This is a genomic window from Nonomuraea sp. NPDC050328, assembly GCF_044459405.1.
GTDB lineage: Bacteria > Actinomycetota > Actinomycetes > Streptosporangiales > Streptosporangiaceae > Nonomuraea.
Genome location: NZ_JBITIW010000004.1, coordinates 427,438 through 452,389 on the forward strand (window position 1 = coordinate 427,438; position 24,952 = coordinate 452,389).

Consider the following 24,952-nt stretch of genomic DNA (forward strand, 5'->3'; position numbering starts at 1 on the left):
TTCCGGGGCTGTGCCGGGCCTTCGCATGTGAGCCGGTTCGGAAAGAGCCTTCGCTTTGCGAGCCGGTTCGAGAAGAAACGAGGTTCTTCATGACCTGGATGGCACTCGCCCTCCTGCTCGGGCTGGTCACCGTACCGGCCGACGGCCCGGGGGACGGGCCGGGAGCCGGTTCGCGCGACCGGGCCCGGACGACCTACGTGGTCGCCCTGCGCCGCGCGCCGGACGGCGACGCCGGCCGCGTCGGTGATCAGGCCGCACGGCTGGCCAGAAAGTACGGCGGGCGCATCCACCACGTCTACGCCGCCGCCCTGCGTGGCTTCTCGGCCACGATGACCCCGGCCCAGGCCCGGCGGCTGGCGGCCGACCGGAGGGTGGCAAGGGTCGAGCCCAACCGGGTCTTCACCGCCCGGACCGCGGTGAGCCGGGCGGGCTCGGTGGCCCCGGTCACCTCCTGGGGCCTCGACCGGGTCAACCAGCGCGGGTTGCCGCTCGACGGGCTCGCGCTGCGCGGCGGCAGCGCCGCCGGGGTGACCGCCTACGTCATCGACAGCGGCCTGCGCACGACGCACACCGAGTTCGGCGGCCGGGCCAAGCACGGCTTCGACGCCATCGAGTCCGACTCCGTCGCCCAGGACTGCTTCGGCCACGGCACCCACGTGGCCGCCACCCTGGGCGGCGCCACGTACGGGGTGGCCAAGGACGTCGGGCTGGTGGCCGTCCGGGTGCTCGACTGCGACGGCACCGGCACCACCGCCGACATGGTGGCCGGGATCGACTGGGTGACCAGGAACGCCACCCGGCCGGCCGTGGTCAACATGAGCCTGCAGAGCGGCCGCAGCCGGGTGATCGACCGGGCCGTGCGCAGCTCGATCGCGTCGGGCTTGCCGTACGTGGTGGCCGCGGGGAACGGCGGTCAGGACGCCTGCCGGGTCTCCCCGGCCTGGGTGCGTGAGGCGATCACCGTCGGGGCGAGCACCAGGACCGACACCAGGGGCGCGTTCTCCAACCGGGGCCGCTGCCTGGACCTGTTCGCGCCGGGCGCGGAGATCCCGTCGGCCTGGAACAACGACGACAACGGGATCCGCACGGCCAGCGGCACGTCCATGGCGAGCCCGCACGTGGCCGGCGCGGTGGCGCTTCTGCTGGGCGCCCAGCCGCAGGCGACGCCGGCCCAGCTCCACCGGAGCCTGCTGAGCGCCGCCACGATTTCGGACTTTGATGGCGGTTCGCCGGGTCGGCTGCTCTATATCGCAGATTCTGATGACAGGCGATAAATGCCCGATATGCCCAGAGAATGTGACGGCATTTCTTTGGGCAACCACAGAAAGTCCGATGGGCGAATAAATGCCGCTCGCGCATCGTCAGGGAATCCAGAACGGTCTTTGACTTTAGCCAGGGTTAATCCGGTGGAATTAGTCGCGGCGGCACGGCAGAGTAGTAGCAGGTGGTGCAGCGGCCGAATTCCCGGGGGCCCTCGCCGCCAACCCAATCGTTCACTGGAGGAAGTTAAAATGCTTCGTCGCATTGTCATCGGTGCGCTCGCCGCTGGGGCCTTCCTGGCCGTCTCGTCCACCGCTGCGTCCGCGGCCACCTGGAGTGGCGGCGACAACGAGGACAACGTCGGTAACTACAAGAGCCCGGCGTCGATCGTGGTTCCGATCGCCAACCACGCCGTGAACGGCAACGAGGTCGACGTGCTGACCCTCGCCCACCTCGAGCGGATCAACGCGAACGTGCTCACCAACGACACCGCCATCGTCGACGCCGAGAACGTGGACGGCTGAGGCTCTCAGATCCACCGGCCTCGTACGAGGTGACCGGCTCCGGGACGGCGTGCGTCGTGCCGCCGGCCCGGAGCCGAGAACAGCGGCCGGATTCGCTCCGGCCCGCCCGCCCGAATACGCCATGACGGGCGAACGAGTAAGCAGCACTTTTCTTCGGTAAACCGAAGAAGGATCATGGCTAATAGCGCCTGCGGCACTGTGCCAAGGAAACCAGAACGGACCTTGACGCTAGTGTGGCCGATTTCGATGGAATTGGCCTGCGTGGCGCGGCAGAGTAGTCCTGCGTGGCGTGGCAGCCGAATACACGGCGCTGCGCCCCAATCCAATCGTTCACTGGAGGAAGTTAAAAATGCTTCGTCGCATTGTCATCGGTGCGCTCGCCGCTGGGGCCTTCCTGGCCGCCTCGTCCACCGCTGCGTCCGCGGCCACCTGGGGTGGCAGCGACCACGAGGACAACGTGGGCAACGCGCACAGCCCGGCGTCGATCGTGGTTCCGGTTCTGAACCACGCGCTCAACGGCAACGAGATCGACGTTCTGACGATCGCCCACCTCGAGCGCATCAACCTGAACCTGCTGACCAACAACACCGCCATCACCGACGTCGAGAACGTGGACGGCTGAGACCAGTCCAGCGCTTCTCACGTCTGTGCTCCGCCGGTCGGCTGACCGGCGGAAGAAGACGATCTGACAGGTGAGTGGCAGACGGGCACTCTCCCTCACCTTCGTCAGACTTTGCCCCTGAATCGGGTCTCAACTACCGAGACTCCGAATCAGGGGCAGTTTCATGTCCCCACCCGGTTCGCGGCGCACCCCGGTCCCGGTCAGCCGCTTTCCGCGCCACAGCGGGGCCTTTCTGGGCCGCCACTCGGTGGCCGCCGGGCGCACGATCCCGGCCAGGTCCTTGCGGTCGATGCGCTCGACCCGCACGACGGTGCCGGTGAACGGCGCCACCACCATCCGGTCGGCGTCCACGGCCACGCCGACGTGATCAGGACCCTCCCGCCTGGCGTTGGTCTCGAAGAAGACCAGGTCGCCCGGCTGCAGGCGGCTCCGCGCCACCCTGGCGCCCGCCCGCCACTGCTGATAGGTGGTCGAGCCGATCCGCACGCCGGCCTGGGCCCACGCGTACTCGGTCAGCCCGGCGCAGTCGAACCCCTTGGTACGAGCCCCGCGCCCCATGCCGAACGACGGCCCGGTGGCTCCGCCGCCGCCCCACGAATACGGCGTGCCGATCATCCTGACCGCGGCCTGGGCCGCGATCTCCCCGCGGGCGAGCGCCGCCGCCTGTGACCGGGCCGCGGCCTGGGACTGGGCGGGAAACGAAAGCGGGGCCGTGCAGACAAGCAGCAGGGCCCCGCTGGTGATGAACATTCGTTTCATGGCACGCAAAGTGCCCGCTACCGTCTTCTGACAGCCCCAACGGGGATCTATGTCTCACCCGGGGCCGGGCCAAGCCCCGCCGGGGCTCAGGGCCGGGGGACGGTCGCGTCCAGGTCGCTCAGCGAGGCCAGCGCGACCCCGTGCGCCGTGGGGCTCTTGGGCCGCATCACCACCGAGCCGTCGGTCACCGGCGGGAAGACGCTCAGCGTGGGCAGCCGGCCCTCGACCGGGGAGGTCGCGACCACGTCCGGGCCGTGCACCTCGGTCCCGGCGTTCCCGATGGTGTCGGCCGCGCACGGCAGGGCGGGGAAGAGCAACCCGGCGCCCAGCACGAGCGCCACCAGGCGGACGGCCCTGGCGGCGCGGAAGGGGGAGCGGTTCCGGTTCAGCGGCATGACGGTTCTCCTGTTCTTGGACGAGGCGCGGTGGCGAGAGGACGGACGTGGTCACCCCGCAACCCCGTGACCCGCTCGACCAGCGCGGGCGCGAGGGTGGCGGCGGCGAACCTGGTCCCGTGGACGAACCGCATCAGCGGCCCGAAGGTGGGTGCGGCGGCCAGGCCGACGAAGAACAGCCCGGTCGCGGACGACTCGAAGCGGCGGCTCAGCAGCGGCGCGAACCGCTCCTGCAGGATCGAGGCGCGCAGCGCGGGCGCGAACAGGTCGAGCCGGCGCAGGTCGACCGCGTAACCGGTGGCCGCGATGACCCGGTCGGCGTGCACGCGGACCTGGCCGCCGCCCGAGCGTTCCTGCAGCGTCAGCTCGACGCCGTCGCCGGCCCGCCGGGCCTCACGCAGCCGCGCGCCGAGCGTCGTGGTGATCCCGGTGAAGCGCTCCTTGAGCCACCACGACCCGGCCGGCCCGAGCGTGGTCCGCACGATGCGCCGCCGCATCGCGGCGGGCAGGAACGGCACCACCGAGGGCCGCTCCGACCACACCCAGGACCGCAGGCCGGAGCCGAGGCCCGACTGGGGAGCCAGCACGCGGGACACCAGCGAGCGCTTGCCTACCGGGTCGGCGTTCCAGATCAGCTCGGGGCCGCGGGCGATCAGGTGCGGCTCGGCGCCGGCCTCGCGCAGCAGGCAGGCGGTCTCGATCGCCGACTGCCCGGCGCCGACGACCGCCACCCGCTGCCCGGCGTACTCGCTCAGGTCGTGCACCTGGCTGCTGTGCGTCAGCAGCGGCTCGGGCAGCGGCGCCAGCGCCTTCGGTGTGCGCGCGAAGGGCAGGAAGCCGACGGCCATGACGACCGTGCGGGCCCTGACCTGCTCGCCCGAGGTCAACGTCAGCAGGAACTCGCCGTCCTGCCGGTCGACCAGGCTCACGTCCACCGGCGTGATCCGGTCGCCCACGGCCTTCTCGCCGAACCAGCGGCCGTAGTCGACGAACCGCTCGACCGGGGTCGGCTGGTAGGTGGCGTACGGGAAGTCATGAGCCTCGCAGTACGACCCCAGGGTGTACTCCCCGGCCGGGTCGGCGAGGTGGGAGGCGAACGGCTCGGACTTCAGCAACATGCCCACCGGCATGTGCCGGGCCCAGGCGTACATCGGCCTGCCGAAGACCTGGGTGTCGAGCCCGGCCTCGATCGAGTAGGCCGCCGCGGACAGCCCGTACGGGCCCGCTCCGACGACGGCTACGTCGACTGTTGTCATTGCCATGGCATCCTCTCAATCGTGCGGCCGGCGGGGCGGCTGCTTTCTGCGGCCCTTGAGCGCGCGGAGAAAGGTGTGCTTCACCATTCCGACGAAGGGCTCGAAATCATCGCTCGCGTACCAGGCGAGTTCGTCGGCCTGGCGGAGCGAGGCGAGCCAGCCGCGGCCTTTTCCGGAATTCGTGCCACGCGCGCGCATCAATTTCCGCAGCAGGTCGTAGTTCTCGACCAGATAGGTGCGGTCGTAGTGCGGTGCACCCACGTCGAGCGGCTCGCCGGCCAGGTCGAGGTAGGCGGCGCGGATCACGTCCATCCCGCCGGTGTCGCCGAACAGCCGGAACTGCGCGCCCACCCGCGGATTGAAGTCCAGCAGGTAGTGCCGCCCGTCCCGGGGGTCGTAGCGGAAGTCCAGGTCGAGCACGCCGGAGTAGCCCAGCGCCTTGGCCAGCGTCCGGGCGGTCTCGTCGATCTCGGGGTTGGGCAGCCAGCGGCCCAGCGTGGTGATGCCCGCGGTGGGCGGGTAGGCGCGTTCCTTGCGGCCGGTCCCGGAGAAGACGCAGGAGCCGTCGCGGAAGTAGCCGTGGAAGAACCAGTCCGCGTCCGGCCGCGGCGCGAGGTGGCGCTGCAGCAGCAGCTCGCCCGGCTCCAGCGCGGCGAGGTCGGCGACGGCGGCCAGGTCGGCGGGGGTGCGGACGACCATCGTGCTGCGGAAGCCGTGCTCGCCGGTGGACAGCCAGGGCCGCGCCCACTTGGCCATCAGCGGGTAGCCGAACGGCGCGGCCGACACGTCCGCCGCGTTCTCGATGACCCGGATCTCCGGATGGGGGATGCCGTGCTCCGCGCAGGTGGCGGCCAGGGTGTGCTTGTCGGCCACCCGGGCGGGCACGTCGGCCGCCGGGGCCGACACCAGGAAATCCGGCGTGAGAATGGCGGAATGGCGGGCGATATAAATGGCGGTGATATCGTCCATCGGCAGCAGTACGGCGGGCCTGCCCATTCTTTTCGCCGTGCTGCGCAGCGTCGCGAGAAAGCTCTCCTCGGGGGTGGGCGCGCTCGCCCACAGCGTACGGCTGGCCAGGTAGCGCGACTGTGCCACGGGTCCGTGCGGCGCGGCCAGCACGGCGTGCACCGCGACGTCCATCCGGCCCAGCGTGCGAATGGCCGCGAGCGTTCCGTGGTGAAATGGATTGCTGTCCATACGGACCAGCAATGCAGGTGCCCGGGGGTCGCTATTGCGGGGCGCGTGATTCACCGGTCATTCATATCATGTCATCAATGAAATTCTTTCCATGGCTTCGCTATTTCTCTTCCCTGTTTCCCCAACACTCCGCGCGGGTATGGGTTCAACTAGTTGGCAATGCTATCAAGTCGGGCATCCCGCGCATTATTCAGAAAAGCCGCTGGGCAGATTTTTATGTTGTTCTGAAGCCGAAAGCGGGAAGGGGAGTCCACAGTGATGCACTGTCACGCAGGAATGTGAGTCAGCTGGATGAGTAGGCAAAAGTTCTCCGGACTTCGAGTCCGGGGCGCGCTGGGGGCAGCCTTTCTCCTGGTCGCCGTCGTGGCCGTTCGGCCCTATGCGGAGGCCGAGCCTGCGCTGCGCAACAACGTCCAACCGAAGGCGGCGCTCGGCGTCTTCACCGGATCCGATGCCCGGGGGACCTCGCGTCTGCCGGAGTTCGAGCGCTGGCTCGGGCGGGAGGTCACCGTCGGCCGCACCTACATCCCGGGCGAGAACTGGGCGGCCTTCCTCGGTCCCGACTTCATCCTCAAGCCGTGGACGAAGTGGCGGGCCGAGAAACCCGGCCGCATCCTGGCCATCAACGTGCCCATGGTCGCGCCCAACGAGGGCGCCCTCGACGACACCACCGTCTCGGTCCTGCTCAGCGCGGGCGCCAACGGCGCCTTCGACCTCACCTACCGCCAGCTCGCCGCCCGCCTGGTCGCCCAGGACGCGGAAGACTCGATCATCGTCCTCGGCTGGGAGATGAACGGCACCACCTACTCCAGCCGCTGCGGGCCCAACCCGACCGCCTGGAAGCAGTACTGGCGGCGCATCGTGGCCGCGATGAAGTCGGTGCCGGGACAGAACTTCCGCTTCGACTTCACCGCCAACCGCGGGCGCGACGCCATCCCGTGGACCGAGTGCTACCCGGGTGACGACGTCGTCGACATCATCGGGCTCGACAGCTACGACCAGCCGCCCTCGCAGAGCTTCCAGGAGTACATCGACCAGCCGTACGGCCTGCGCCATCACGCCCAGTTCGCGGCGGCGCACGGCAAGCCGATGTCCTTCCCGGAGTGGGGGCTGTTCCGCTACGGCGACCGGCCCACGTACGTGAAGCAGATGCTGGAGTGGATCGAGAAGAACAACGTCGTCTACCACTCGCTGTCGGACTACTGCCCGCACGGCGTCTGGCTCTGCTCGGACAACCCGCGCTCCTCGGACGGGTACCGCAAGGTGCTGCGGCAGATGTTGCCGCCCATCCCGACGCCCAGCCCGTCACTGACCGGCAAGCCCGGCCCGACCTCGACGCCCAGCCCGTCGCTGACCGGCAAGCCCGGCCCGACCTCGACGCCGGCCGGCCCGAGCGTCCCGTTGCCCACCGGCGTCCTGCCGACGGACCTGCCGACCCATCTGCCGACCGATCTGCCCACCGGCCTGCCGACGGACCTGCCGACCAAGCTGCCCACCGATCTGCCGACGGGGCTGCCCACTGCGCTGCCGGTCACCCTGCCGCCGACGAGGCAGGCGGCCGCAACCTCGCCCGAGCCGACGACCACCCCGGCCAAGTCCGGGGCGCCGCGCGCCACTCCGACCGCGTCACCGACCGCCACCCCGACCACGTCGCCGACCGGCACGTCGAGCGCGTCGCCGCGGCCCGCGACGCCGTCACCGACCGCCACACCCACCTCGACGGCGACACCGACGTCAAGGGCGACGCCGACGTCGTCACCGTCAGCGTCTCCGTCGCCGTCCGGCACGCCGGCCACCGCCGCCGCGGCGCTCCCGCTGCGGGATGGACAGTCACCCACCCCGAGCCCGGTCGCGGTCGAGGTTCAGGTGAGCAGCGGCCTGGTCACCTGGGTGATCACCCTGTGCCAGAGCCTGCTGAGCCTCGTCGCCGGCCCGCCGGTCCCGGCCGACCCGGCCGCCGACCTGCCGATCGGTGACGAGCTGCCGAGCCCGGCGATCAACAACCCGCCGCTCCCGTAGCGGCGACGTCGAGGGTGAGACGCGCGAGGCGATCCATGGTCGCCCGCGCGTCGAACTCCTTGCTGCGCGCCGCGGCCACCTGACCCTCCTCCCACGCCAGCGCCGGTACGGCCAGCCGTACGGCGAGCTCGCGGCCCAGCGCCACGTGATCGCCGGGGGCGACCAGGGTGCCGGCGGTCGCGGGCACGACCTCGTCGAGGCCGGGGATGGCGAAGCCGACCACCGGCCGGCCGCTGGCCATGGCTTCGAGCGCGGTCAGCGGCAGCCCCTCCCAGCGTGACGGCATGACCGCCACGTCACAGGCGGCGTACCACGGCCGCACGTCGGCCGAGGCCCCGGCGAACAGCACGCGGGGCGGCGCGACCGCCTCCAGCGCGGCCCGCAGCTCGCCCTCGCCGACCAGCACCAGCAACGCGTCCGGGCAGGCGTCCAGCACCTGGGGCCAGGCGCGCAGCAGCAGGTCCTGCCCCTTCTGCTCGGTGATCCGGCCCACGCACAACGCGACGCGCGCCCCTTCGGGCAGGCCGAGCTCGCTCCTGGCCCGCAGCCGCGGCTCCTCCCCGGCGGGGGTGAAGCGGTCGAGGTCGACGCCGTTGCGCACCACGACGAGGCCGGTGTCCAGGCCCTGCTCGGCGCCCGCGACCGCTTCGCCGTCCCCCACGCACAGCGTCGCGGCGGCCCAGCGGGCGGCGGCGCGTTCCCAGGCGACGGCGGCGCGCGTCATCGCGCCCCGGCAGGCCAGCCACGACCAGCCGTGCGGCTGGAAGAGGGTGGGCCGGCGGCCCCTGAGGACGAGCCGGCCGACCAGCCCGGCCTTGGCGGAGTGCAGGTGCACCACGTCGGGGTCCACCTCGGCGACGATGCGGCGCAGGGCCAGCGCCTCGGGCAGGCAGCTCGGCCCGGGGGAGCGGGCGGCCTCCCAGGCGACGTGGGCGACGCCGTGCTCCCGCAGGCCGGCGGCCAGCGGGCCGTGCGCGGGGGCGGCCACGGTCACCCGCCAGCCGCGCCGCGACTGGTCGGCCGCGGCGGCGCCCACGTAGACCGCGACACCCGCCTCGACGGGCTGGCTGACGTGCAGGACGGACAACGGAGGGTGGGTCATGGCACGGCTTTCACTGGTCCGAGGGGGTCATGGCACGGCCTTCACTGCTCGGCCGGGGCGGGCGGCTGTCCGGCGAGGGCGGGGAAGCGGGCCTTGATCGTCCGGGCGGCGTGCGCCCGCAGCCTCACCGCCGCGGCGTAGGCGCTCGCCGCCGGCGTCCTGGCGAACAGCAGGCGCTGGTTGTCGACGGCGACCGCGCCCCACTTGGCCTTGTGCGGCTCGCCGCCGCGCAACATGCTCACCTCGCGCAGCCCGCGCTCGTGCGCCTGGCCCAGCTCGTGCTGGACGATCATGGCGAAGGTGTCCACCTGGGTGCGCAGCCAGGGGTCGGTGCCGTAGAGGTAGCCGCCGGCGAAGTCGGTGCCGACGATGGAGAGGTTCGCCGCGACCAGCCGCTCACCCACCCTGAACTCGGTCAGCGCGGCCTGCCCCGCGCCCACGAGCCGGACCGCGGAGTGCACCAGGTGCTCGCGGAAACGCGGCCGCAGGTGCTCGGGGTTGATCCCGCGTCCCGACCACTGCAGGTTGTGCAGCCGCAGCAGCTCGTCCATGGCCGCGGGCACCTGCTCGGGCCGGACCGCGGTCGCCCGCACGCCCAGGTCGTCGATCTTGCGCAGGTGCCGGCGCAGCTTGCCCGCCGACCGGCCGCTCATCGCCGCCACCTGGTCCTTGAGCGGTACGGCAGGCATCGACAGGCAGCACGAGGCGGTCATCCGCCAGCCGTTCCGTGGCCAGCAGGCGTGCAACCGCTCCACCGTGGCGCCGGGCCGTACCTCGGGGAAGTCCATGGCGTCCCACCCGGGCACCCGCAGCAGCTCCTCGGCGGCGGCCGGCAGGAGCGTGCCGGACTCCTCGTCGTCCACGAGCACGTCGGTGAAGTCCGACAACGACTGGCCCAGCGGGCTCAGCACCCGGCAGCCCCAGCGCCAGGTGCGCACGAGCGGCAGCGCGGCCAGCAGTTGCTCCTGCCGGCGCAGCACCAGGACGCGCAGGCCGTGCCGCCGGCCGTACTGCTGCCACCACGAGGCGAGCCAGGCGTGCGACTGGAACGGGGTGGCCGCGTTGCAGCGGGCGTAGAGGTCGTCCCAGGCGGGCCCGAGCGAGCGGAACTCGGCCGGGTCGGCGAGGAGGGTCGGGTACCAGCCGAGCGTGCTGCCGCGGCGGATGTCGGGCCTCATGCCTCGACCGGCCGCTTCTCCGAGCGCTCACGCGCGCGGGCGGCGGGCTCGTCGTGCGCCTTGCGCCGCGACGGCGGGGCGACGAGGTAGAACAGCCCGCCGACCAGGAGCCCGGCGGCGCCGCCCACCGCGACGTTGATCAGCCGGTCCGGCCCTGAGGGTTCCTCGGGCGGCGCGGCCTGCGACAGGCTCGCGATGCGGACGCCGGTGTCGGCGGCGTGCAGCCCGGCGTAGGTGATCAGCGCCTGGGCCAGCGCGTTGGCCTGGAGGGAGGCCTGCGTGGGCTGGGGCGCGGTGGCGGTCAGGCTGATCAGCGGGGCGTCGGGCGAGGCCGAGACCCGCACCGACCGCTGGAGCTGGCCCACCGTCCGGGCGGGCAGGCCGGGCCGCAACGCGGTGGTCATGATGCCGGGCTGGGTGGCGATGCGGGTGAAGGCCTGGGCGAAGTTGGTGGTCTGCTCGATGTTGGAGCCGCTGCCGGCGACCACCACCACGTAGGCCTGGGCGGTGTAGACGCGCTCGGTGAGCGCGGTGTACAGCAGGCCCAGGCAGACGCCCATGATGACGGCGCAGCCTTGCGGCCACCACCGCCCGATGGCGGCCGATACCTTTCGGGTCAATCTCATCGTCGCTCTCCCAAAGCCGTCGTCGATCGGTGTCTCTGCTGGTGCAGGCGCAGGTACAGCTCTTCTATGCGGGTGACGTGGCGGTCGATGGCGTAGTGCTCGACCGCGTGCGGGGCGGGCAGCCGCGGCGTGCCCGAGGCGGCCAGTTCGCCGATGGCCTCGCGGTAGGCGGCGGGGTCGGCCGGCAGCCGGCGGGCGCCCGGCGCCGAACCGGCGGGCAGCTCGGCCAGGGCCGGGCACGCGCCGTGGAGCACGGGCAGCCCGGCGGCCAGGGCCTCGACGACGGCCAGGCCGAAGGTCTCCTCCTCCGAGGGGGCGGCGAAGACGTCCATGGCCGACAGGAGCGCGGGCACCTGGCTGGACTGGCCGGTGAGGATCATGCGGTGCGCGATGCCGAGCTCGCGGGCCCGCGCGACCAGCTTGGCCCGCTCCGGCCCGTCGCCGACCAGCAGCAGCACGGTGTCGGGCAGCGGGGCGACCGCCTCGAGCAGCACGTCGAAGCGCTTGCCGGGCTCCAGCCGGCCCACGCCGCCGACCACGGTGAGGTGCGGCGGGATGGTCAGCCGGCTGCGCGTGGTCGTCCGCGCGGCCGGGTCGAAGCGGAAGGCCCGCGGGTCGATGCCGTTGGGGATCACCTCGATCCGGTCGGCTGGCACGCCCCAGCGTTCGAGCCGTCGCGCGGCGGCCGAGGAGACCGCGACCGTCACGTGCCCGAGCCGTTCCCCGGCGCGGGCCAGGGTGCGGACCGAGCGGGTGATGGGCCGGCCCTCCAGGTGGTGGTCGCCGATGGAGTGCTCGGTGGCCACGATGGCGCTGACCCCGGCCAGCCGGGCGACCAGCCGCCCGTACAGCCCGGCGCGGAACAGGTGGGCGTGGACCACGTCGTAGCCGCCCTCGCGGACCAGCCGCCACAGCGGGTTCAGCACCCGCAGGTCGCGGTTGCCGGACATGCCGAGGTGGTGGACCGGCACGCCCAGCTCGCGGATGGCCTGGCTGATCAGCCCCGGCCTGGTCAGCGCGGCCACCTCGGCGGTGACGCGGTGGTGGGCGACCAGGTCGTGGAGCTGGCGTTCCGCGCCACCGGCCTCCAGGCCGGTGATGACGTGCAAGACCTTCATCGGCCCCACTTCCACTGGTGCAGGAGCCGCTTGGCGGTCACCCGGAGCCAGCGGTCGCGCTCGCCGATGTGCGTGCGCGGCAGGCAGTGGGGATCGGCGGCCGGCGGCTTGATCCCGCAGGCGTAGCCGTAGCCGGCGGCCCGCACGGCCTCGACCGCGTCGGCGTCGGCGTGCCCGTAGGGATAGGCCAGGCCGGTGACCTCCTCGCCGAGGATGGCCTCCAGCTCGGCCCGGCTCGCCTTGACCTCGTGGTGCAGCTCGGGCGCCGGGGCGCCGGCCAGCGAGCGGTGCGTGCGGGTGTGCGAGCCGACCTCCATGCCGTGCGCGGCGACCTCGCGCAACTGCGCGGCGGTCATCAGCGGCTTGCGCGGGCCCAGCGGGTCCCAGTCGTTGTCGCCGCCGAGCCGTCCGGTGACCGCGAACACGGTGGCGGTGAACCCGTGCCTGAGCAGGATGGGTACGGCATGCACCGCGAAGTCGGCATAGCCGTCGTCGAAGGTGAGCCCTACCAGCCGCCCCGCCTGCCCGGCCCGCTGGGCGCGGAGCAGCTCGCGCATGCTCACGCCGCGCAGGCCGCGCCGTACGAGCCACGTCATCTGGGCGGCGAACCGCTGCGGCTTGACCGTGATGAGGTACGGATCCTCGTCGAACTGGTCGACCGAGTGGTACATCAGCACTTGCTGCCGGGTGGGACTGACCATCACGCTCCCCCTTCGCGTAGCCTCAGCGCCGAACTGAGATCCCGTCTTGAACCGGCGAGCAGCGCCGCGAGCACGAAGACCGCCGTGGTGAAGAGCGCCTCGACCGGGACGAGGACGATCAGCGGCAGGTCCGGCGCGAACGGGCGCAGCGACAAGGACAGGCCGGCGGCGAGCGCGCCGGCCATGAGGAACCGCAGGCTGGACCACGCCAGCGCGCCCATGGGCAGCACCAGCAGCGGCTTCCTGAGCCCGCCCAGCAGCAGGCCCGCGGTCAGCGTGATGCCCGCGGCGTTCGCCAGCGCGACCCCGCCGACGCCGAGCGGCCCGGCCAGCAGCGGGGCGGCGACGCCGGTCACGACCAGGCCGGCCACCATCGCCAGCGCGGGGTACCAGCCGGGGCGCGGTGCGCAGAAGAAGATCCGGCACACCACGCCGACCACGGCCTGCCCGAGCAGCCCCAGGCAGTACAGCCGCATGCTCCACGCGGTCGCCTCGGTGTCGGCGGCGGTGAACGCGCCGTGCTCCAGCAGCAGCCGCACCACGTCGGGCGCGTGCGCGACGAGGATGGCGGTGGACAGCACCACGATCACCGTGGCCACCCGCAGGTCGGCCAGCACCCGCCGGGCGGCGGCCTCGTCGTCCCGCGCGGCGATGCTGCGCGCCAGCGCGGGGAAGGTGACGGTGGCCACGATGAGCGAGGCGATCATCGGCACCTGCGCGATCTTCTGCGCGTAGTTGAGGTGGGAGATCGAGCCCGGCGGCAGCGAGGAGGCGACGAACCGCTCCACGAAGACCTGCGCCTGCCGGATGAGGGTGAAGGCGGCGATCGGCACGAAGACCGCCCACGACAACGAGGAGGCGGCCGCCCGCACCGGCCGGCCGATGTGCCGGAACAGGGCCGGGAGCTGGATCAGCGCCATGAACACCCCGCCCACCGCCACGCCGCAGGCCACCGAGAAGATGCCCCAGCCGGCATGGCCGAGGCCGATGGCGGCGATGATGGCCGCGTTGTAGGCCAGGTAGATCGCGGCCGGCGGGCCGAAGATCTTCTGCGTGCGCAGCGCCGCGCTGCAGTAGCCGGCCACCCCGAAGCCCAGCACGGTGATCGCGGTGATCTGCATGCAGCGCACGGCCAGGTCGTGCTCGCGGATCCCCGGAGCCAGGCCGGGCGCGATCCAGGGAGCCGCCAGCGCGGTGATCGCGGTCAGCGCCATCAGCGCGAGCACGGCCTTCGGCAGCGCCGACCAGACCGCGTCGCGCAGCGACGTGCCTCGTTCGACCTCGCGGCTGAAGTGCGGGATGAGCAGGAACGACAGCGCGCCCTCGATCAGCAGGGGCGCGGCGGTCTCCGGGATGGTCCAGGCCACCATGAAGGCGTCGGTCCCGGCGCTGGCGCCGAAGACCCCGGCGACCAGCAGGTCGCGGATGAAGCCCGAGGCCGAGCCGGCGATCGTCAGCACCATGGTCACCCCGGTGGCGCGGGCGACCACCCCCCGCTCGCGTCGGGGGGCCGATCTGCGGGAGTTGAGCAGGGTCATACCGTGGTCGCCCCACAGGTTGGTCGGGCGGCGCCGGATCTCGGGCCTTCGGAGCCGGTGGCCCAGGAGACGAGCAGGCCCAGCATGATCGACATGATCACCGTGGGGGCGCCGCCGATGTCGGCGTAGACGAAGTCGGTGAGCTGCCAGACCAGGAAGCCGGCCGCGCACAGGGCCGCCGCCCGGGAGGGGCCGGAGCGGGTGCGGATGCCCCGCCGTACCGACCAGATGATCAGGGCCGCCCAGAACAGCACGAAGGCCGACAGGCCGAGCAGGCCCTGCTCGCTCAGGACGAGCAGGTACATGTTGTGCGGGGAACGCAGCTCCTGGCGGTGGAAGCCGTTGACCGGGTCGGCGGTGTCGCTGCTGGCCGAGACGTGCAGCGGCGCGTAGGTGTCACGGAACTCGGCGAAGCCGCGCGGCCCGACGCCCAGGGCGGGCCGGTCGGCCCACATCGTGACCGCCGTCTCCCAGAGGCCGTAGCGGTCGTTGACCGACTGGTCGGGCTGGGAGGAGACGTCGGCGATGGAGGCGGCGCGCTGCTTGAGCGTCGTCGAGCCCCAGCCGGTGGCGAACATCAGGAGCACGACCAGCGCCCCGGCCGAGACCAGGGCCAGCACCTTGCGCCAGCCGGAGAGCACGACCATCACCGCGCCGGCCACGAAGCAGGCCAGCCACGCGCCCCGGCTGAGCGACAGCACGAGCGCGGCGACCAGCAGGACCGAGGCGAGCACCGCGAGGATCCGGCCCCGCCCGCGCATCGAAAGCGCGATGGCCAGGGCGATGATCAGGCCGTAGCTGACGACGGTGGCCATGCCCATGACGTCGACCGCGCCGAAGGTGCCGACCGCCCGGATGTCCTGCCCGCCGTAGGAGGCGCCGGTGCCGGTCGCGGCCTGCCAGCAGCCGAGTACGGCCTGCACCAGGGCGGCGGCGAGCACGGAGCCGGCCACCAGCCACCGGTCGGTGCGATCACGCACCACCACGGCCACGGCGAGCGGGATGACCACGAAGATCTGCAGGAAGCGGACGAACCCCGGCAGGGCGGCGAAGACCTCGGGCGAGGCGATGGTCGCGGCGGCGACCGCCACGGCCGGCAGCGCCAGGAGCAACACCCGGCGCGGCAGCCGGCGCCGCTCGCGCAGCGCGACGACCGCCGCGCCCAGGGCCAGGCCGCCCGAGGCCAGGTCGGCGGGGGTGACGGTGAACGCGGCGTCGAGCTCGGCGCGTTGCTGGGGGGCGCACACGGCGGCGATGGCCAGCACGGCCAGCAGGCTGGGCCGCGCCCAGCGGGCACGTGGCGGCGCCGGGGCGGCCCGGCGTGGCTCGGCGTCGAGCACTACGCGCCGCCCAGCCGCAGGACGCAGCCGACGGTCCGGAGCGCGATCCGCAGGTCGAGGCCGAAGGACCAGGCCTCGATGTAGTAGTTGTCCAGGCGGGCGCGCTCCTCGATGGAGGTGTCGCCGCGCAGGCCGTGCACCTGCGCCCAGCCGGTGATGCCGACCGGGACGCGGTGGCGGCGGTCGTAGTGCTCGACCTGGCGGGAGAACTGCTCGACGAAGAAGGGCCGCTCGGGACGCGGGCCGACCAGGCTCATCTGGCCGATGACGACGTTCCAGAGCTGCGGCAGCTCGTCGAGCGAGGTCTTGCGCAGGAAGCCGGCGATCGGGCCGCTGATCCGGTTCTCGCCGACGGTCCAGCGGGTGGCCGAGTCGTGCGGGCTGCACGGCTTGAGCGTGCGGATCTTCAGCATGTCGAAGGGCCGGCCGTTCATGCCGACGCGCCGCTGGCGGAAGAGCACGCCGGGGCCGCCCTCGATGCGCGCGGCCAGCAGGCAGAGCAGCAGCACGGGGGACAGGGCCAGCAGCGCGAGCGACGCGATCGCCGAGTCCATCACCCGCTTGACCAGCCATAGCGGGCGCTGCTGGGCGCGGGGGCGCATCGGGACCAGCGGGAAGCTGTGCAGGTGCCGGTCGGGGACGACGAAGTCGTGGGCGAGGTCGTCGGGTGCGGGCGCGAACAGCACGTCGCAGCCGGTCTGGCTGATCTGCTGGAGCAACGTGCGGGAGATCGGCGGCCGGCCGGCCACGATCACCGTGCGGACGGCCGAGCGCCGGAGCATCGGGACGCACGTGTCGAAGGTGGCCAGCAGCGGCAGGTCGTGGTCGTCCTCGCAGCCGGGCAGGCCGTCGCCGATCAGCCCGACCGGCTCGACCCGGTACTCCGGGTGCTGGAGCAGGGCCTTGGCCAGCCGCGCGCCGTGCTGTCCCGAGGACAGCACCACCGCCTGGCGCGGTGCCCGGCACCGCGCCACCAGCCGTCCGGCCACCTGCCACACCGCGGTCAGCAGCCAGCCGAGCGCGGCGTACGCGGCTCCGGCCGCCAGCCATGTCACCGAGGGCGGCGGCGGGGCCGCGGCGAACCACCAGGCCTCCAGCATGAAGGTCACCAGTCCCGCCACCGGCGCGACCGCGGCCCGCCGCCCGAGTACGGCCCGCAACCCCCAGGCCAGCACCACCGCCGCGACGAGGTTGGTCACCGTCCAGCCGGCCAGCGCCGCGGCGGCCGGCAGGCACAGGGCCTCCCGGCCCAGCCCGGCGAGCGCGGTGGCCGGACCGCGCAGCGACAACGGCCGCCGCCCCGGCCCGGGCGCGGGGGAGTGCTGCACAGGGGCCGTCGTCGCGCGTTCGGCTGTCGGTTCGCTCGTCCCAACAGCTACGGCCATCTGTTGCCTCCAAGATCGCGGTCGCACACGGCGCTGCCGGAATCGGGTCTCGGCAGGGTGGGAGTCGTGGGTGGGTGCTGGTGCTCGGCGGGGTGCGATGGAGCGCAAGAATGGTGTTCATTCCGCCCCAGAACGTGGAGATGGTATCGGCGCGAGTAGCGCTTTCCGCTGGTGGACGACTCGTGCGGCGGCCAGGCATGGGCAAATCTTTCGGCAGCGCCCTGATCTTTGAATTAGGCGTGCCTTGCTGAATACCGCCCGTGCGTTGTGTTGCCGCGAACCCGGACAAGTCTCCGGTACCCGGCAGGCCCGCTCTATTGGTGGCCATCGCGACATGCCGCACCCGGATGACCGGCTGATACGTGCTTCGCCGATGAATGTCCGCATTATGCCGCGTAGGAGGTCCGTGCGGGCGACGCAATCTTCGTGTGCTATTAACCGGTCGTCGATGGCAAAGCCTGGGTCCCCTTAATCTAAGAGCGATGGTTGGCTGCGAACGGGCAGTGATACAACCTTTCTCAGTAGCTCGGCTGCGATAGCGCTTTGTGTGGTGTCCACGGCGCGCGTATCGCGGCTTTCGGAGTAATCGGCGCGCAGGTCATGCGAATTCGCGCCGCGTCCGATCACAGGCCCGAAAGGCAATCATGAATCGTGTAATCAAAAGCACTGCCATGGCAATGGCGTGCCTGGGAATGGCTGCTGCCCTGGCCGGTCCGGCCATGGCCGCCCCGGCCGGGTCCGACCCGCTCGGCGGCCTCCTCGGCAGCGCCACCAAGCAGGGCGGCGGCGGTGGCGGTGGCCAGAGCCCGCTGCAGGCGCTCACCGGCCCGCTGCAGTCGCTGACCTCCGGCGGTCAGAGCCCGCTGAGCAGCGTCACCCGCCCGCTCCAGGGTGCCGGTCCGCTCCAGGGCGCCGGCCGCCCGGTCCAGGCGCCCGCCGCGGTCGAGGCGCCCGCCGAGATCATGCCGCAGAGCGCGCCCGTCGCCGACCCGCCCCTCACCCAGGCGGTCCAGTTCGCCGGCCTGACCCCCGGCGGCACCCCCGTCGCGGCGCTGACCGGCGCGGCCTCCGCCCCGCTGGCCTTCACCAAGATGAACAGCAAGCGCGTCATGACGGTGGAGTACCAGCCGAGCGAGTTCCCGAGCGTCGTCGGCGAGGTCGCCAACCGCTCCGACCGTGTCCTGCACGGCCCGGGCCTGGGACAGGTCACCGAGTCCGTCCTGCCGCGCGTCATCGACCGGACGGCCGTCGAGACCGAGCCCATGTCCGCTTCGGTCTCCCAGGCCGCGAGCGGTGTCGACACCGAGGACCTGCTGGTCGGCCCGACGGAGGCGGTTCGCCACACCCTGCCGGAAGAGGTCGCCGCCGAGCTGGACCCCGTGCTGGGCGCCCCGTTGACGCAGCAGCACGCCGCTCGGGCGGGTGACGTCCCCCTCGACGGGATCGCCCCGCTCGTCGAAGGCCCTCTCTCCTCCGCGCCGGCTCTGCCCGGCACCGGGGGCGCCCCCGCCGTTCTGCAGGACACCCTGGAGAACGCCGGTGGGACCTCCCAGGCCCTGACGAAGCTCACGCCGAGCCTCTAGCCCGGCCCCGGCCTGAGCGCGACCGCTTTGGTCGCGCGGGCCTCCGCAAGTCTCGTGGACGGAGCTGGCTGGCTCCGGTCTCTGAGTCCTGACGCCCGGTACTCCGGCGGGGCCTCGGCCCCAGTGCCCCCGGTACGACCGTGGCGCTCGCCACCCGAAGCTTCCTGAACCCCCGTCCGGCGAACGGTGCCTTCGCCGGGTGTGGACCTCGGGAACGGGACGGCTTTCAGGAAGATCCGCCGGTCGACGGGCCGGCGGCGGATGATCACGCAGACCACCGGGCGCAGTGATGGTGCCCGCTTCACCGTCGCCCGGGGTCTCGTGTCCGTCCAGGTACAGGAAGATCGTCCATTTCGTGGGATCTCGTATACCGCTCCACAGGTGAGAAGGCGCTCGGCCGGCGGGTATTGCCGATCAAGGGCCGATGCCCCCTGAGTGCGGGCGATCCACCGGGAGCGGACGGCATGCGATTCACCTTCAACGGCACCACCCTGGCCATGACGCTTCTGGCCGTGACCTGGCTGCACCCGCCCGGCGTCCTGGCCGCCGGCGAGACCGACCCGGCGGAACGCCTGTCCTCAGCCGGTCAGAGCTTCTCGGTCGATCTGACCTCCGCCGGTGAGAGCCAGCACAACATCGACCACACCACGCGCGGCCTGCGCCTGCCCGCCCTGCCCGTTGACCTCGCCGGGGAAGAGGGCGCCCGCCACGGCTTCTACGTGAGCGCGGCCTTCGGGACCGCCGCCCCCACCCACCGGGTCCGTCCGGTCCTGTCGGCGCAGATCCCGCCCGGCAGCGACGTCCTGGTCGAGATCCGTGGCCAGACCGCCACGAACCGCTGGACCGAGTGGCGTGAGTTCGCTCGCGACGCCCCCGAGGTCGTCCTGCCGAGGTCCGTCGTGCGGCTCCAGGCGCGCATCACCCTGGAGCGCCACACCGCGTCCGGCCCCGGCCCCGAGGTGCACAGCCTGCGCCTCCTCGTCGACCCCGCCCGCACCGGACCCACTCCTGGGCCCAGTGCTGTACCCACCCCCACGGCCACCCCCACGGCCACCCCCACGCCCCAGGTCGCCCCCGAACTGCCGCTGACCAGCCGGGTCTACGCCACCCGCATCGGCCAGATCGGCGACAAGACCGCCAACGGCCACACCATCCGCAGCACCGACCGTTTCGCCGCCCTCCCGTCGCGCCGCGCGCTCAACGCCGGAATTCGCGACAAGGCGTACGAGGTCAAGATCTGCTACGCCGCGACCAGCCGTTGCGCCACCGCGCCCATTTGGGATGTCGGCCCGTGGAATATCCGCGACGATTATTGGAACGGTCCCGATGTCCGCGAGATGTGGCGCGATCTTCCGCAAGGAAAACCGCAAGCTCAGGCCGCCTATTTGGACGGCTACAACCAGCGCCGCGACGACCGCTCCCGCCAGGTGCGCAACCCGGCCGGCATCGACCTCGCCGACCGCCTCTTCCTGGACGACCTGGGGATGACCACCAACGACTGGGTCATGGTCACCTACCTCTGGACGGGCGACGACGAAGCGCTCGTCTAACCGCCCTGTACGGCCAGCACTTCCCAAAGAGATCGCAAAGCCGGCCGTCCGCCCCCGCCGGACGTTCTAGCGTTGCTGCGTGGCCCCCCAGCCATACCTGGACGGCCTGTTGCCGCCAGAAGGGAGCCCGGTGCCGCGCCGGGCTCCCTCTTCTTTTGCCCAGGGCCCGCCGCGCCGGCAGAGGTGTCGGCGAGGTGGCTCCCAGGTGTCGTAATCGCGACATGTCAGACAAATGGCAGGTCTGAGCGCTGGCGGCTCGCCCGTCCCATCGCTCACCCTCGTGTCCACAGGTTGTTGATGCGAGAGGTCTGCCCCCCATGCACTGGTCCGCACATGTGGCGGCGGTGGGAGTTTCCACCGCCGCCCTGCTGAGTCCCGCGCCGGTCGCGGTGGCCGAGGCGGCGCAAGCCGCACCCTTCGACGTGCACCGCGTGACGCTGGTCACCGGCGACGTGGTGACCGTACGGCAGGCGGACCAGGGCCGGCGAGCGGTGGAGGTGCGACCGGGCCCGGGCCGCGAGCGGATGGGCTTCCACACCACCGAGGAGGACGGGGAGCTCCGCGTCGTACCGGTGGACATGGTTCCGCACCTGGCCGCCAAGCGCCTGGACCCGGCCCTGTTCGCGGTCAGCGACCTGATCGAGCAGGGCTACGACGACGCGAAGACCAGCAAGCTGCCGCTGCTGCTGCTCAACGAGAGCAAGGGCGAGAGCTTCGCCGCCGCCTCGGGCACGCCGCTGCCGAGCATCGGCGGGCGCGCGGTCCAGGCCGACAAGGCCACGATCGGCAAGCTGTGGAACCCCTCCGCCCTCAGCCAGGGCGCGGCCAGGATCTGGCTCGACGCCAAGGTCAAGGTCGCCCTCGACCACAGCGTCCCCCAGGTGGGCGCGCCCGAGGCGTGGCGGGCGGGCTTCGACGGCAAGGGCGTGAAGGTCGCCGTCCTGGACACCGGCGTGGACGCCACCCACCCGGACCTCGCCGGGCGGGTCAAGCAGGCGGAGGTGTTCACCGGCGAGCCCAGCGCGGCCGACGGCAACGGGCACGGCACGCACGTCGCCGCCACGATCGCGGGCGGCGACGGTAAGAAGGGCGTCGCACCGGGCGCCGAACTGATCATCGGCAAGGTGCTCGGGGACGACGGCTCGGGCAGCACGTCCGGCGTCATCCAGGGCATGGAGTGGGCCGCCGCCTCGGGCGCCTCGGTGATCAACATGAGCCTGGGCGGCGAGGCCACCGACGGCACCGACCCGCTCAGCCAGGCGGTCGACTCCCTGACCGAGAGCACGGGCGCGCTGTTCGTGGTCGCCGCGGGCAACGACGGCCAGTCCTACTCGGTGGGCAGCCCCGGCGCGGCCACCTCCGCGCTGACGGTCGGCGCGGTGGACCGCAACGACGCCGTCGCCGACTTCTCCAGCCGCGGCCCGCGCCTCGACGACGCCCCCAAGCCGGACCTCACCGCGCCGGGCGTCGCGATCGTGGCGGCCCGCGCGGCGGGGACGTCGATGGGCCAGCCGGTGGACGAGCGCTACACCGCCGCGTCCGGCACCTCGATGGCCACCCCGCACGTGGCGGGCGCCGCCGCGATCCTCAAGCAGCGTCACCCCGACTGGCGGGCCGACCAGATCAAGAACGCGCTGATCGGTTCCGCCCGGATCGTGGACGGCCAGCTCGTCGACGACGCCGGCGCGGGCCGGCTCGACGTGGCCCGCGCGCTGCGCCAGGGCGTGACCGCGACCGGTTCGGTCAACCTCGGCAAGCACGAGAAGGGCGGCTCGACCGCCGCCGAGGGCACGATCGCCTACCGCAACGGCACCGACGCCCCGATCACCCTCGCGCTGTCCAGCACCCTGCAGGGCGTGGCGCTCAGCGCGCCGAGCGTCACCGTCCCGGCCGGCGGCACCGCCGAGGTGCAGGTCCGGGCCGACCTGGCCGCCCTGCCCTACGGCCGGTACGGCGGGCACGTCGTGGCCACCGCGGGCGCCGAGACCGTGCACACCACGATCGCGCTCACCTGGACCGGCCCCCAGCACACCGTCCGCTTCACCGCGGTCGACGCGGCGGGCAACCCGACCGGCGCGGACACCATCTCGATGTTCGGCGCCACCCGCCTGGACGACCTGCTCACCTGGCTGCCGCAGGACGGTCTGACCGTGGAGGTCGCCGAGGGCACCTACATGACCCAGGTGCTCAACCTGGCCGGCGGCTGGGGCCGCATGCACCCGCGGGACGGCCTGGTCGTCATCCCGGAGCTGAAGGTCGATCGCGACATGGAGGTGCTGATCGACTTCCGCAAGACCACCCCGGTCACGGTCAAGGTGAGCGAGCCGGCCGAGCAGGTCGGCATCTTCACCTACTTCACCCACCGGGCCTACGGCTCGCGCAAGATCTCCCAGGGCGTCATGAACTTCGACGTCATCGAGGGCCTCAACGTCTCGCCCACGCAGCCGGTCGCCGAGGGCAGCTTCGAGTTCGCCTCCCGCTGGCAGCTCGTCAAGCCCAAGATCACCGCGAAGCTGGCGGGGGAGACCTACCCGATGGGCCTGTGGGGCGGCTCGCCCGCGGTCGACGGCCGGCACCTGTGGCGGCTCGTCGAGGGCACCAGCGGCGTGCGGGGCAAGACCGCGATCCTCGACGCGGCCACCATGAACTGGGAGGACCCCGCGGGCGAGGCGGCCAAGGCGGGCGCGACCTCGGCGATCATCGTGCTGACCCCGGACAGCGCGTTCTCCCGCGGCTGGAACCCGGCGAACATCCACCAGCCCATCCCGCTCCTGGTCATGGCGAACGACCACGGGCAGCGGCTGCTGGAGCGGGTCAGGAAGGGCCGGGCCCTGCTCGACGTCACCGGCACGATGGCTTCGCCGTACCTCTACGACGTGTGGCAGGTCTCCAGCGGCCGGGTGCCGGAGCGGATCGTGCACGAGGTCAGCCACCGCAACACCGCGCGGGTCGACACCAGGTACCACGACGCGGGCGGCTTCGGCTGGGCCAAGGAGCAGCGTTTCGGCTGGCGGCCGTGGCAGGCGTTCTCGCTGGGCAATACGATGGAGACGCAGCGGGTCGTCAAGGCGCCCTCCAGCCGCACCGAGTACGTCAGCGCGGACGGCTCCGTCTGGCAGCACCTGGTCAACCACCAGTACACCTGGGACGACATGAACCGGCTGCGCGACGGCCTGACCGAGGCGCCGCGCAGCTACCAGCCGGGCGAGCGGGTCAGCGAGGGCTGGCACGGCCCGGTCGTCCGGCCGGCGATCCCCGCCTGGCTGGCGCAGCCCACCCGCAAGGACGACACCTTCGAGATCCGCGTCCCCGAGTTCGTGGATGCCTCCGGCCACGTCTCCCGGGCGGGCGTCGACAACGACACCGTCTCGGCCCGGTTCCTGCGGAACGGGGTGCTCGTCGAGGAGCGCGACGCCGCCTGGGGCGCCTTCCCGGCGGTCGCCGAGGAGGCGGAGTACCGCCTGGAGCTGTCCACCAAGCGCACCTCGGAGGAGTGGACGACCGCGGTGGCGACCGAGACCGCCTGGACCTTCCGCTCCAAGCGGGGCCAGGAGGCGGTGCCGCTGCTGCAGCTCGACTACGACGTCCGGCCGGGCCTGCTCGGCCTCGCCGTCCGGCACCTGCCGGGCGTCAGCGTCAAGGACCTGCGGCTGGAGGTGTCCTACGACGCCGGCGCGACCTGGCGCCGGCAGCCGGTGCACCGGCTCGGCGACGGCCGCTACACCGCGATCGTGCTGCGCTCCGGCCCGTCGCTGCGGGTCAGCGCCACCGACTCGGCCGGCAACCGGGTCACCCAGACGGTGATCAGGGCGTACTGATCGTCACAGCCAGTTCTCGCGCGCGGCGTGCCAGGCCAGTTGCATCCTGGTCTGGGCGCCCGCCTGTTCCATCAGGTGGGTTATGCGGCGCTGGACGGTCCGTTGCGACACCTTGAGCTGGGTCGCGATGGACTTGTCCGGCACCCCCGCGACCAGCAGCGACAGCAGGTAGAGGTGGTCGGCGTCGAGCGGGCTGTCCGGCCGGGTGAGGCTGACCGGGGTGGCCCGCTCCCACAGGCTCTCGAACAGCGCCTTGAGCGCGTCGAGCAGGCTGCTGGGCCGGATGAGCGCGGCGGTGAGCTGGGTCAGCCCGCCGGTGTGCTGGACCAGCGGGAGCACGCCGAGCTCGCCGTCCGCGATGATCATGCGGACCGGCAGCTCGGCCGCCGCCCGGGCCTGCTCGCCGAGCTTGATGCCCTCGGCCAGGTTGACCAGCATGCCCGGCTCCTCCAGCAGCGCCCGCTCGTACAGCACGCGGTAGCCGACCCCGCGGCGCAGCGCGGCGAGCTCCTCGGTGTTCTCCTCCGAGGTCATCGCCACGTGCCCGGCCCGGCAGAGGCTGACCACCTCGTGCCGGGCGTTGTCCTGGAGCAGCCGCAGTTGCTCGCGCAGCGCGGTCCTGCTGGTGATCACCTCGATGAGCTGGGTCGCCTCGCGCCGCCGCGAGTGCGCCAGGTACTCGGCGGTGAGCTGCTCGACCGCCTGCCGGGCGCGGTCGACCTCCTCCTGCCGGCGGTGCAGCCGGGCCGCCAGCGCCACGTCCGGCGCGACGGCCACGAACCGCTCCTCACCCGGTACGGCTCGCGCCAGCCCCTTGGCCAGCAGGGCGGCCAGCGCGTGCCGGGCGCTCTCGCTCTCGATGCCGAGGACCTCCGCCAGTTCGGCCGGCTCGACCCCGGCGCTCCTGATCAGGAGCCGGTAGGCGGCCTCCTCCTCGGTGGTCAGTCCTGCGGCGCTGAGCAAGGTCGTGCTTTGGGGTAG

At 72.4% G+C, this 24,952-nt stretch carries 20 protein-coding genes; 7 read left to right on the forward strand and 13 right to left on the reverse strand.

What is annotated here, in order from left to right; genetic code table 11:
* Positions 1-89 precede the first annotated feature (89 nt).
* The 3 genes from ACIBG7_RS18295 to ACIBG7_RS18305 all read left to right on the forward strand — a co-directional run bounded on the left by ACIBG7_RS18295 (position 90) and on the right by ACIBG7_RS18305 (position 2,406).
* Entirely contained in the window at positions 90-1,274 is a 1,185-nt protein-coding gene (locus ACIBG7_RS18295; protein ID WP_357929100.1) for a S8 family serine peptidase, read from the forward strand.
* A 237-nt stretch (positions 1,275-1,511) separates the two neighbouring features.
* Entirely contained in the window at positions 1,512-1,784 is a 273-nt protein-coding gene (locus ACIBG7_RS18300) for a hypothetical protein (RefSeq protein ID WP_357929097.1), read from the forward strand.
* 349 nt (positions 1,785-2,133) lie between these two features.
* Positions 2,134-2,406 (forward strand): hypothetical protein, encoded by a 273-nt coding sequence (locus ACIBG7_RS18305; RefSeq protein WP_397336933.1) that lies wholly within the window; start codon positions 2,134-2,136, stop codon positions 2,404-2,406.
* A 129-nt stretch (positions 2,407-2,535) separates the two neighbouring features.
* Here ACIBG7_RS18305 and ACIBG7_RS18310 read toward each other — a convergent pair whose 3' ends face one another.
* The 4 genes from ACIBG7_RS18310 to ACIBG7_RS18325 form a co-directional block, all read right to left on the reverse strand.
* Positions 2,536-3,165, reverse strand: coding sequence for an NlpC/P60 family protein (locus ACIBG7_RS18310; protein WP_357929091.1), 630 nt, complete (start codon positions 3,163-3,165; stop codon positions 2,536-2,538).
* Between the two features lie 86 nt (positions 3,166-3,251).
* The gene (locus tag ACIBG7_RS18315; protein WP_357929088.1) at positions 3,252-3,560 is read right to left on the reverse strand and encodes a hypothetical protein; all 309 of its coding nucleotides are present in this window, start codon (positions 3,558-3,560) and stop codon (positions 3,252-3,254) included.
* Positions 3,551-4,816 (reverse strand): NAD(P)-binding domain-containing protein, encoded by a 1,266-nt coding sequence (locus ACIBG7_RS18320; protein ID WP_397336934.1) that lies wholly within the window; start codon positions 4,814-4,816, stop codon positions 3,551-3,553. The genes ACIBG7_RS18315 and ACIBG7_RS18320 overlap by 10 nt, the downstream gene beginning before the upstream one ends.
* Positions 4,817-4,831: 15 nt before the next feature.
* Positions 4,832-5,956, reverse strand: a complete 1,125-nt coding sequence (locus tag ACIBG7_RS18325) for an ATP-grasp domain-containing protein (protein ID WP_397336935.1) — start codon at positions 5,954-5,956, stop codon at positions 4,832-4,834.
* 420 nt (positions 5,957-6,376) lie between these two features.
* On the opposite strand from ACIBG7_RS18325, the gene ACIBG7_RS18330 reads away from it, so the two are divergent.
* On the forward strand, positions 6,377-8,032 hold the full coding sequence (locus ACIBG7_RS18330) for a glycosyl hydrolase (RefSeq protein ID WP_397336936.1): 1,656 nt from the start codon (positions 6,377-6,379) through the stop codon (positions 8,030-8,032).
* Here ACIBG7_RS18330 and ACIBG7_RS18335 read toward each other — a convergent pair.
* Genes ACIBG7_RS18335 through ACIBG7_RS18370 form a run of 8 tightly spaced genes read right to left on the reverse strand, consistent with a single transcriptional unit; the run spans position 8,010 to position 16,963 of the window.
* Positions 8,010-9,134 (reverse strand): glycosyltransferase, encoded by a 1,125-nt coding sequence (locus ACIBG7_RS18335; protein ID WP_357929078.1) that lies wholly within the window; start codon positions 9,132-9,134, stop codon positions 8,010-8,012. The genes ACIBG7_RS18330 and ACIBG7_RS18335 overlap by 23 nt on opposite strands.
* 41 nt (positions 9,135-9,175) lie before the next feature.
* Positions 9,176-10,312, reverse strand: coding sequence for a GNAT family N-acetyltransferase (locus ACIBG7_RS18340; protein WP_357929075.1), 1,137 nt, complete (start codon positions 10,310-10,312; stop codon positions 9,176-9,178).
* On the reverse strand, positions 10,309-10,938 hold the full coding sequence (locus tag ACIBG7_RS18345; protein ID WP_397336937.1) for a hypothetical protein: 630 nt from the start codon (positions 10,936-10,938) through the stop codon (positions 10,309-10,311). The genes ACIBG7_RS18340 and ACIBG7_RS18345 overlap by 4 nt, the downstream gene beginning before the upstream one ends.
* Positions 10,935-12,056, reverse strand: a complete 1,122-nt coding sequence (locus ACIBG7_RS18350) for a glycosyltransferase (protein WP_397336938.1) — start codon at positions 12,054-12,056, stop codon at positions 10,935-10,937. Before ACIBG7_RS18350 ends, ACIBG7_RS18345 begins: the two co-directional genes overlap by 4 nt.
* Complete coding sequence (locus ACIBG7_RS18355) at positions 12,053-12,757, reverse strand: polysaccharide deacetylase family protein (RefSeq protein WP_357929069.1); 705 nt, start codon at positions 12,755-12,757, stop codon at positions 12,053-12,055. Before ACIBG7_RS18355 ends, ACIBG7_RS18350 begins: the two co-directional genes overlap by 4 nt.
* The gene (gene murJ / locus ACIBG7_RS18360) at positions 12,757-14,295 is read right to left on the reverse strand and encodes a lipid II flippase MurJ (protein ID WP_357929066.1); all 1,539 of its coding nucleotides are present in this window, start codon (positions 14,293-14,295) and stop codon (positions 12,757-12,759) included. The genes ACIBG7_RS18355 and murJ overlap by 1 nt, the downstream gene beginning before the upstream one ends.
* Positions 14,292-15,635 carry an O-antigen ligase family protein gene (locus ACIBG7_RS18365; RefSeq protein ID WP_357929063.1) on the reverse strand — a complete coding sequence of 448 codons (1,344 nt, stop codon included), beginning with the start codon at positions 15,633-15,635 and terminating at the stop codon, positions 14,292-14,294. The genes murJ and ACIBG7_RS18365 overlap by 4 nt, the downstream gene beginning before the upstream one ends.
* Entirely contained in the window at positions 15,635-16,963 is a 1,329-nt protein-coding gene (locus tag ACIBG7_RS18370; RefSeq protein WP_397336939.1) for an exopolysaccharide biosynthesis polyprenyl glycosylphosphotransferase, read from the reverse strand. Before ACIBG7_RS18370 ends, ACIBG7_RS18365 begins: the two co-directional genes overlap by 1 nt.
* A gap of 749 nt (positions 16,964-17,712) precedes the next feature.
* On the opposite strand from ACIBG7_RS18370, the gene ACIBG7_RS18375 reads away from it, so the two are divergent.
* The 3 genes from ACIBG7_RS18375 to ACIBG7_RS18385 all read left to right on the forward strand — a co-directional run bounded on the left by ACIBG7_RS18375 (position 17,713) and on the right by ACIBG7_RS18385 (position 23,971).
* On the forward strand, positions 17,713-18,603 hold the full coding sequence (locus ACIBG7_RS18375) for a hypothetical protein (protein ID WP_357929058.1): 891 nt from the start codon (positions 17,713-17,715) through the stop codon (positions 18,601-18,603).
* Positions 18,604-19,067: 464 nt separating this feature from the next.
* Entirely contained in the window at positions 19,068-20,153 is a 1,086-nt protein-coding gene (locus ACIBG7_RS18380; protein ID WP_397336940.1) for a hypothetical protein, read from the forward strand.
* Between the two features lie 317 nt (positions 20,154-20,470).
* Positions 20,471-23,971: a S8 family peptidase gene (locus ACIBG7_RS18385; protein WP_397336941.1), complete on the forward strand. Its 3,501-nt coding sequence runs from the start codon at positions 20,471-20,473 to the stop codon at positions 23,969-23,971.
* A 3-nt stretch (positions 23,972-23,974) separates the two neighbouring features.
* On the opposite strand, the gene ACIBG7_RS18390 is transcribed toward ACIBG7_RS18385, so the two are convergent.
* Positions 23,975-24,934 (reverse strand): helix-turn-helix domain-containing protein, encoded by a 960-nt coding sequence (locus tag ACIBG7_RS18390; protein ID WP_397336942.1) that lies wholly within the window; start codon positions 24,932-24,934, stop codon positions 23,975-23,977.
* Positions 24,935-24,952 lie beyond the last annotated feature (18 nt).

Coding starts and splice junctions, on each gene's coding strand:
- ACIBG7_RS18295 (WP_357929100.1), top strand. CDS start 90: ATGACCTGGATGGCACTCGCCCTCCTGCTCGGGCTGGTCACCGTACCG.
- ACIBG7_RS18300 (WP_357929097.1), top strand. CDS start 1,512: ATGCTTCGTCGCATTGTCATCGGTGCGCTCGCCGCTGGGGCCTTCCTG.
- ACIBG7_RS18305 (WP_397336933.1), top strand. CDS start 2,134: ATGCTTCGTCGCATTGTCATCGGTGCGCTCGCCGCTGGGGCCTTCCTG.
- ACIBG7_RS18310 (WP_357929091.1), bottom strand. CDS start 3,165: ATGAAACGAATGTTCATCACCAGCGGGGCCCTGCTGCTTGTCTGCACG.
- ACIBG7_RS18315 (WP_357929088.1), bottom strand. CDS start 3,560: ATGCCGCTGAACCGGAACCGCTCCCCCTTCCGCGCCGCCAGGGCCGTC.
- ACIBG7_RS18320 (WP_397336934.1), bottom strand. CDS start 4,816: ATGACAACAGTCGACGTAGCCGTCGTCGGAGCGGGCCCGTACGGGCTG.
- ACIBG7_RS18325 (WP_397336935.1), bottom strand. CDS start 5,956: ATGGACGTCGCGGTGCACGCCGTGCTGGCCGCGCCGCACGGACCCGTG.
- ACIBG7_RS18335 (WP_357929078.1), bottom strand. CDS start 9,134: ATGACCCACCCTCCGTTGTCCGTCCTGCACGTCAGCCAGCCCGTCGAG.
- ACIBG7_RS18340 (WP_357929075.1), bottom strand. CDS start 10,312: ATGAGGCCCGACATCCGCCGCGGCAGCACGCTCGGCTGGTACCCGACC.
- ACIBG7_RS18345 (WP_397336937.1), bottom strand. CDS start 10,938: ATGAGATTGACCCGAAAGGTATCGGCCGCCATCGGGCGGTGGTGGCCG.
- ACIBG7_RS18350 (WP_397336938.1), bottom strand. CDS start 12,056: ATGAAGGTCTTGCACGTCATCACCGGCCTGGAGGCCGGTGGCGCGGAA.
- ACIBG7_RS18355 (WP_357929069.1), bottom strand. CDS start 12,757: ATGGTCAGTCCCACCCGGCAGCAAGTGCTGATGTACCACTCGGTCGAC.
- murJ (WP_357929066.1), bottom strand. CDS start 14,295: ATGACCCTGCTCAACTCCCGCAGATCGGCCCCCCGACGCGAGCGGGGG.
- ACIBG7_RS18375 (WP_357929058.1), top strand. CDS start 17,713: ATGGCTGCTGCCCTGGCCGGTCCGGCCATGGCCGCCCCGGCCGGGTCC.
- ACIBG7_RS18380 (WP_397336940.1), top strand. CDS start 19,068: ATGCGATTCACCTTCAACGGCACCACCCTGGCCATGACGCTTCTGGCC.
- ACIBG7_RS18385 (WP_397336941.1), top strand. CDS start 20,471: ATGCACTGGTCCGCACATGTGGCGGCGGTGGGAGTTTCCACCGCCGCC.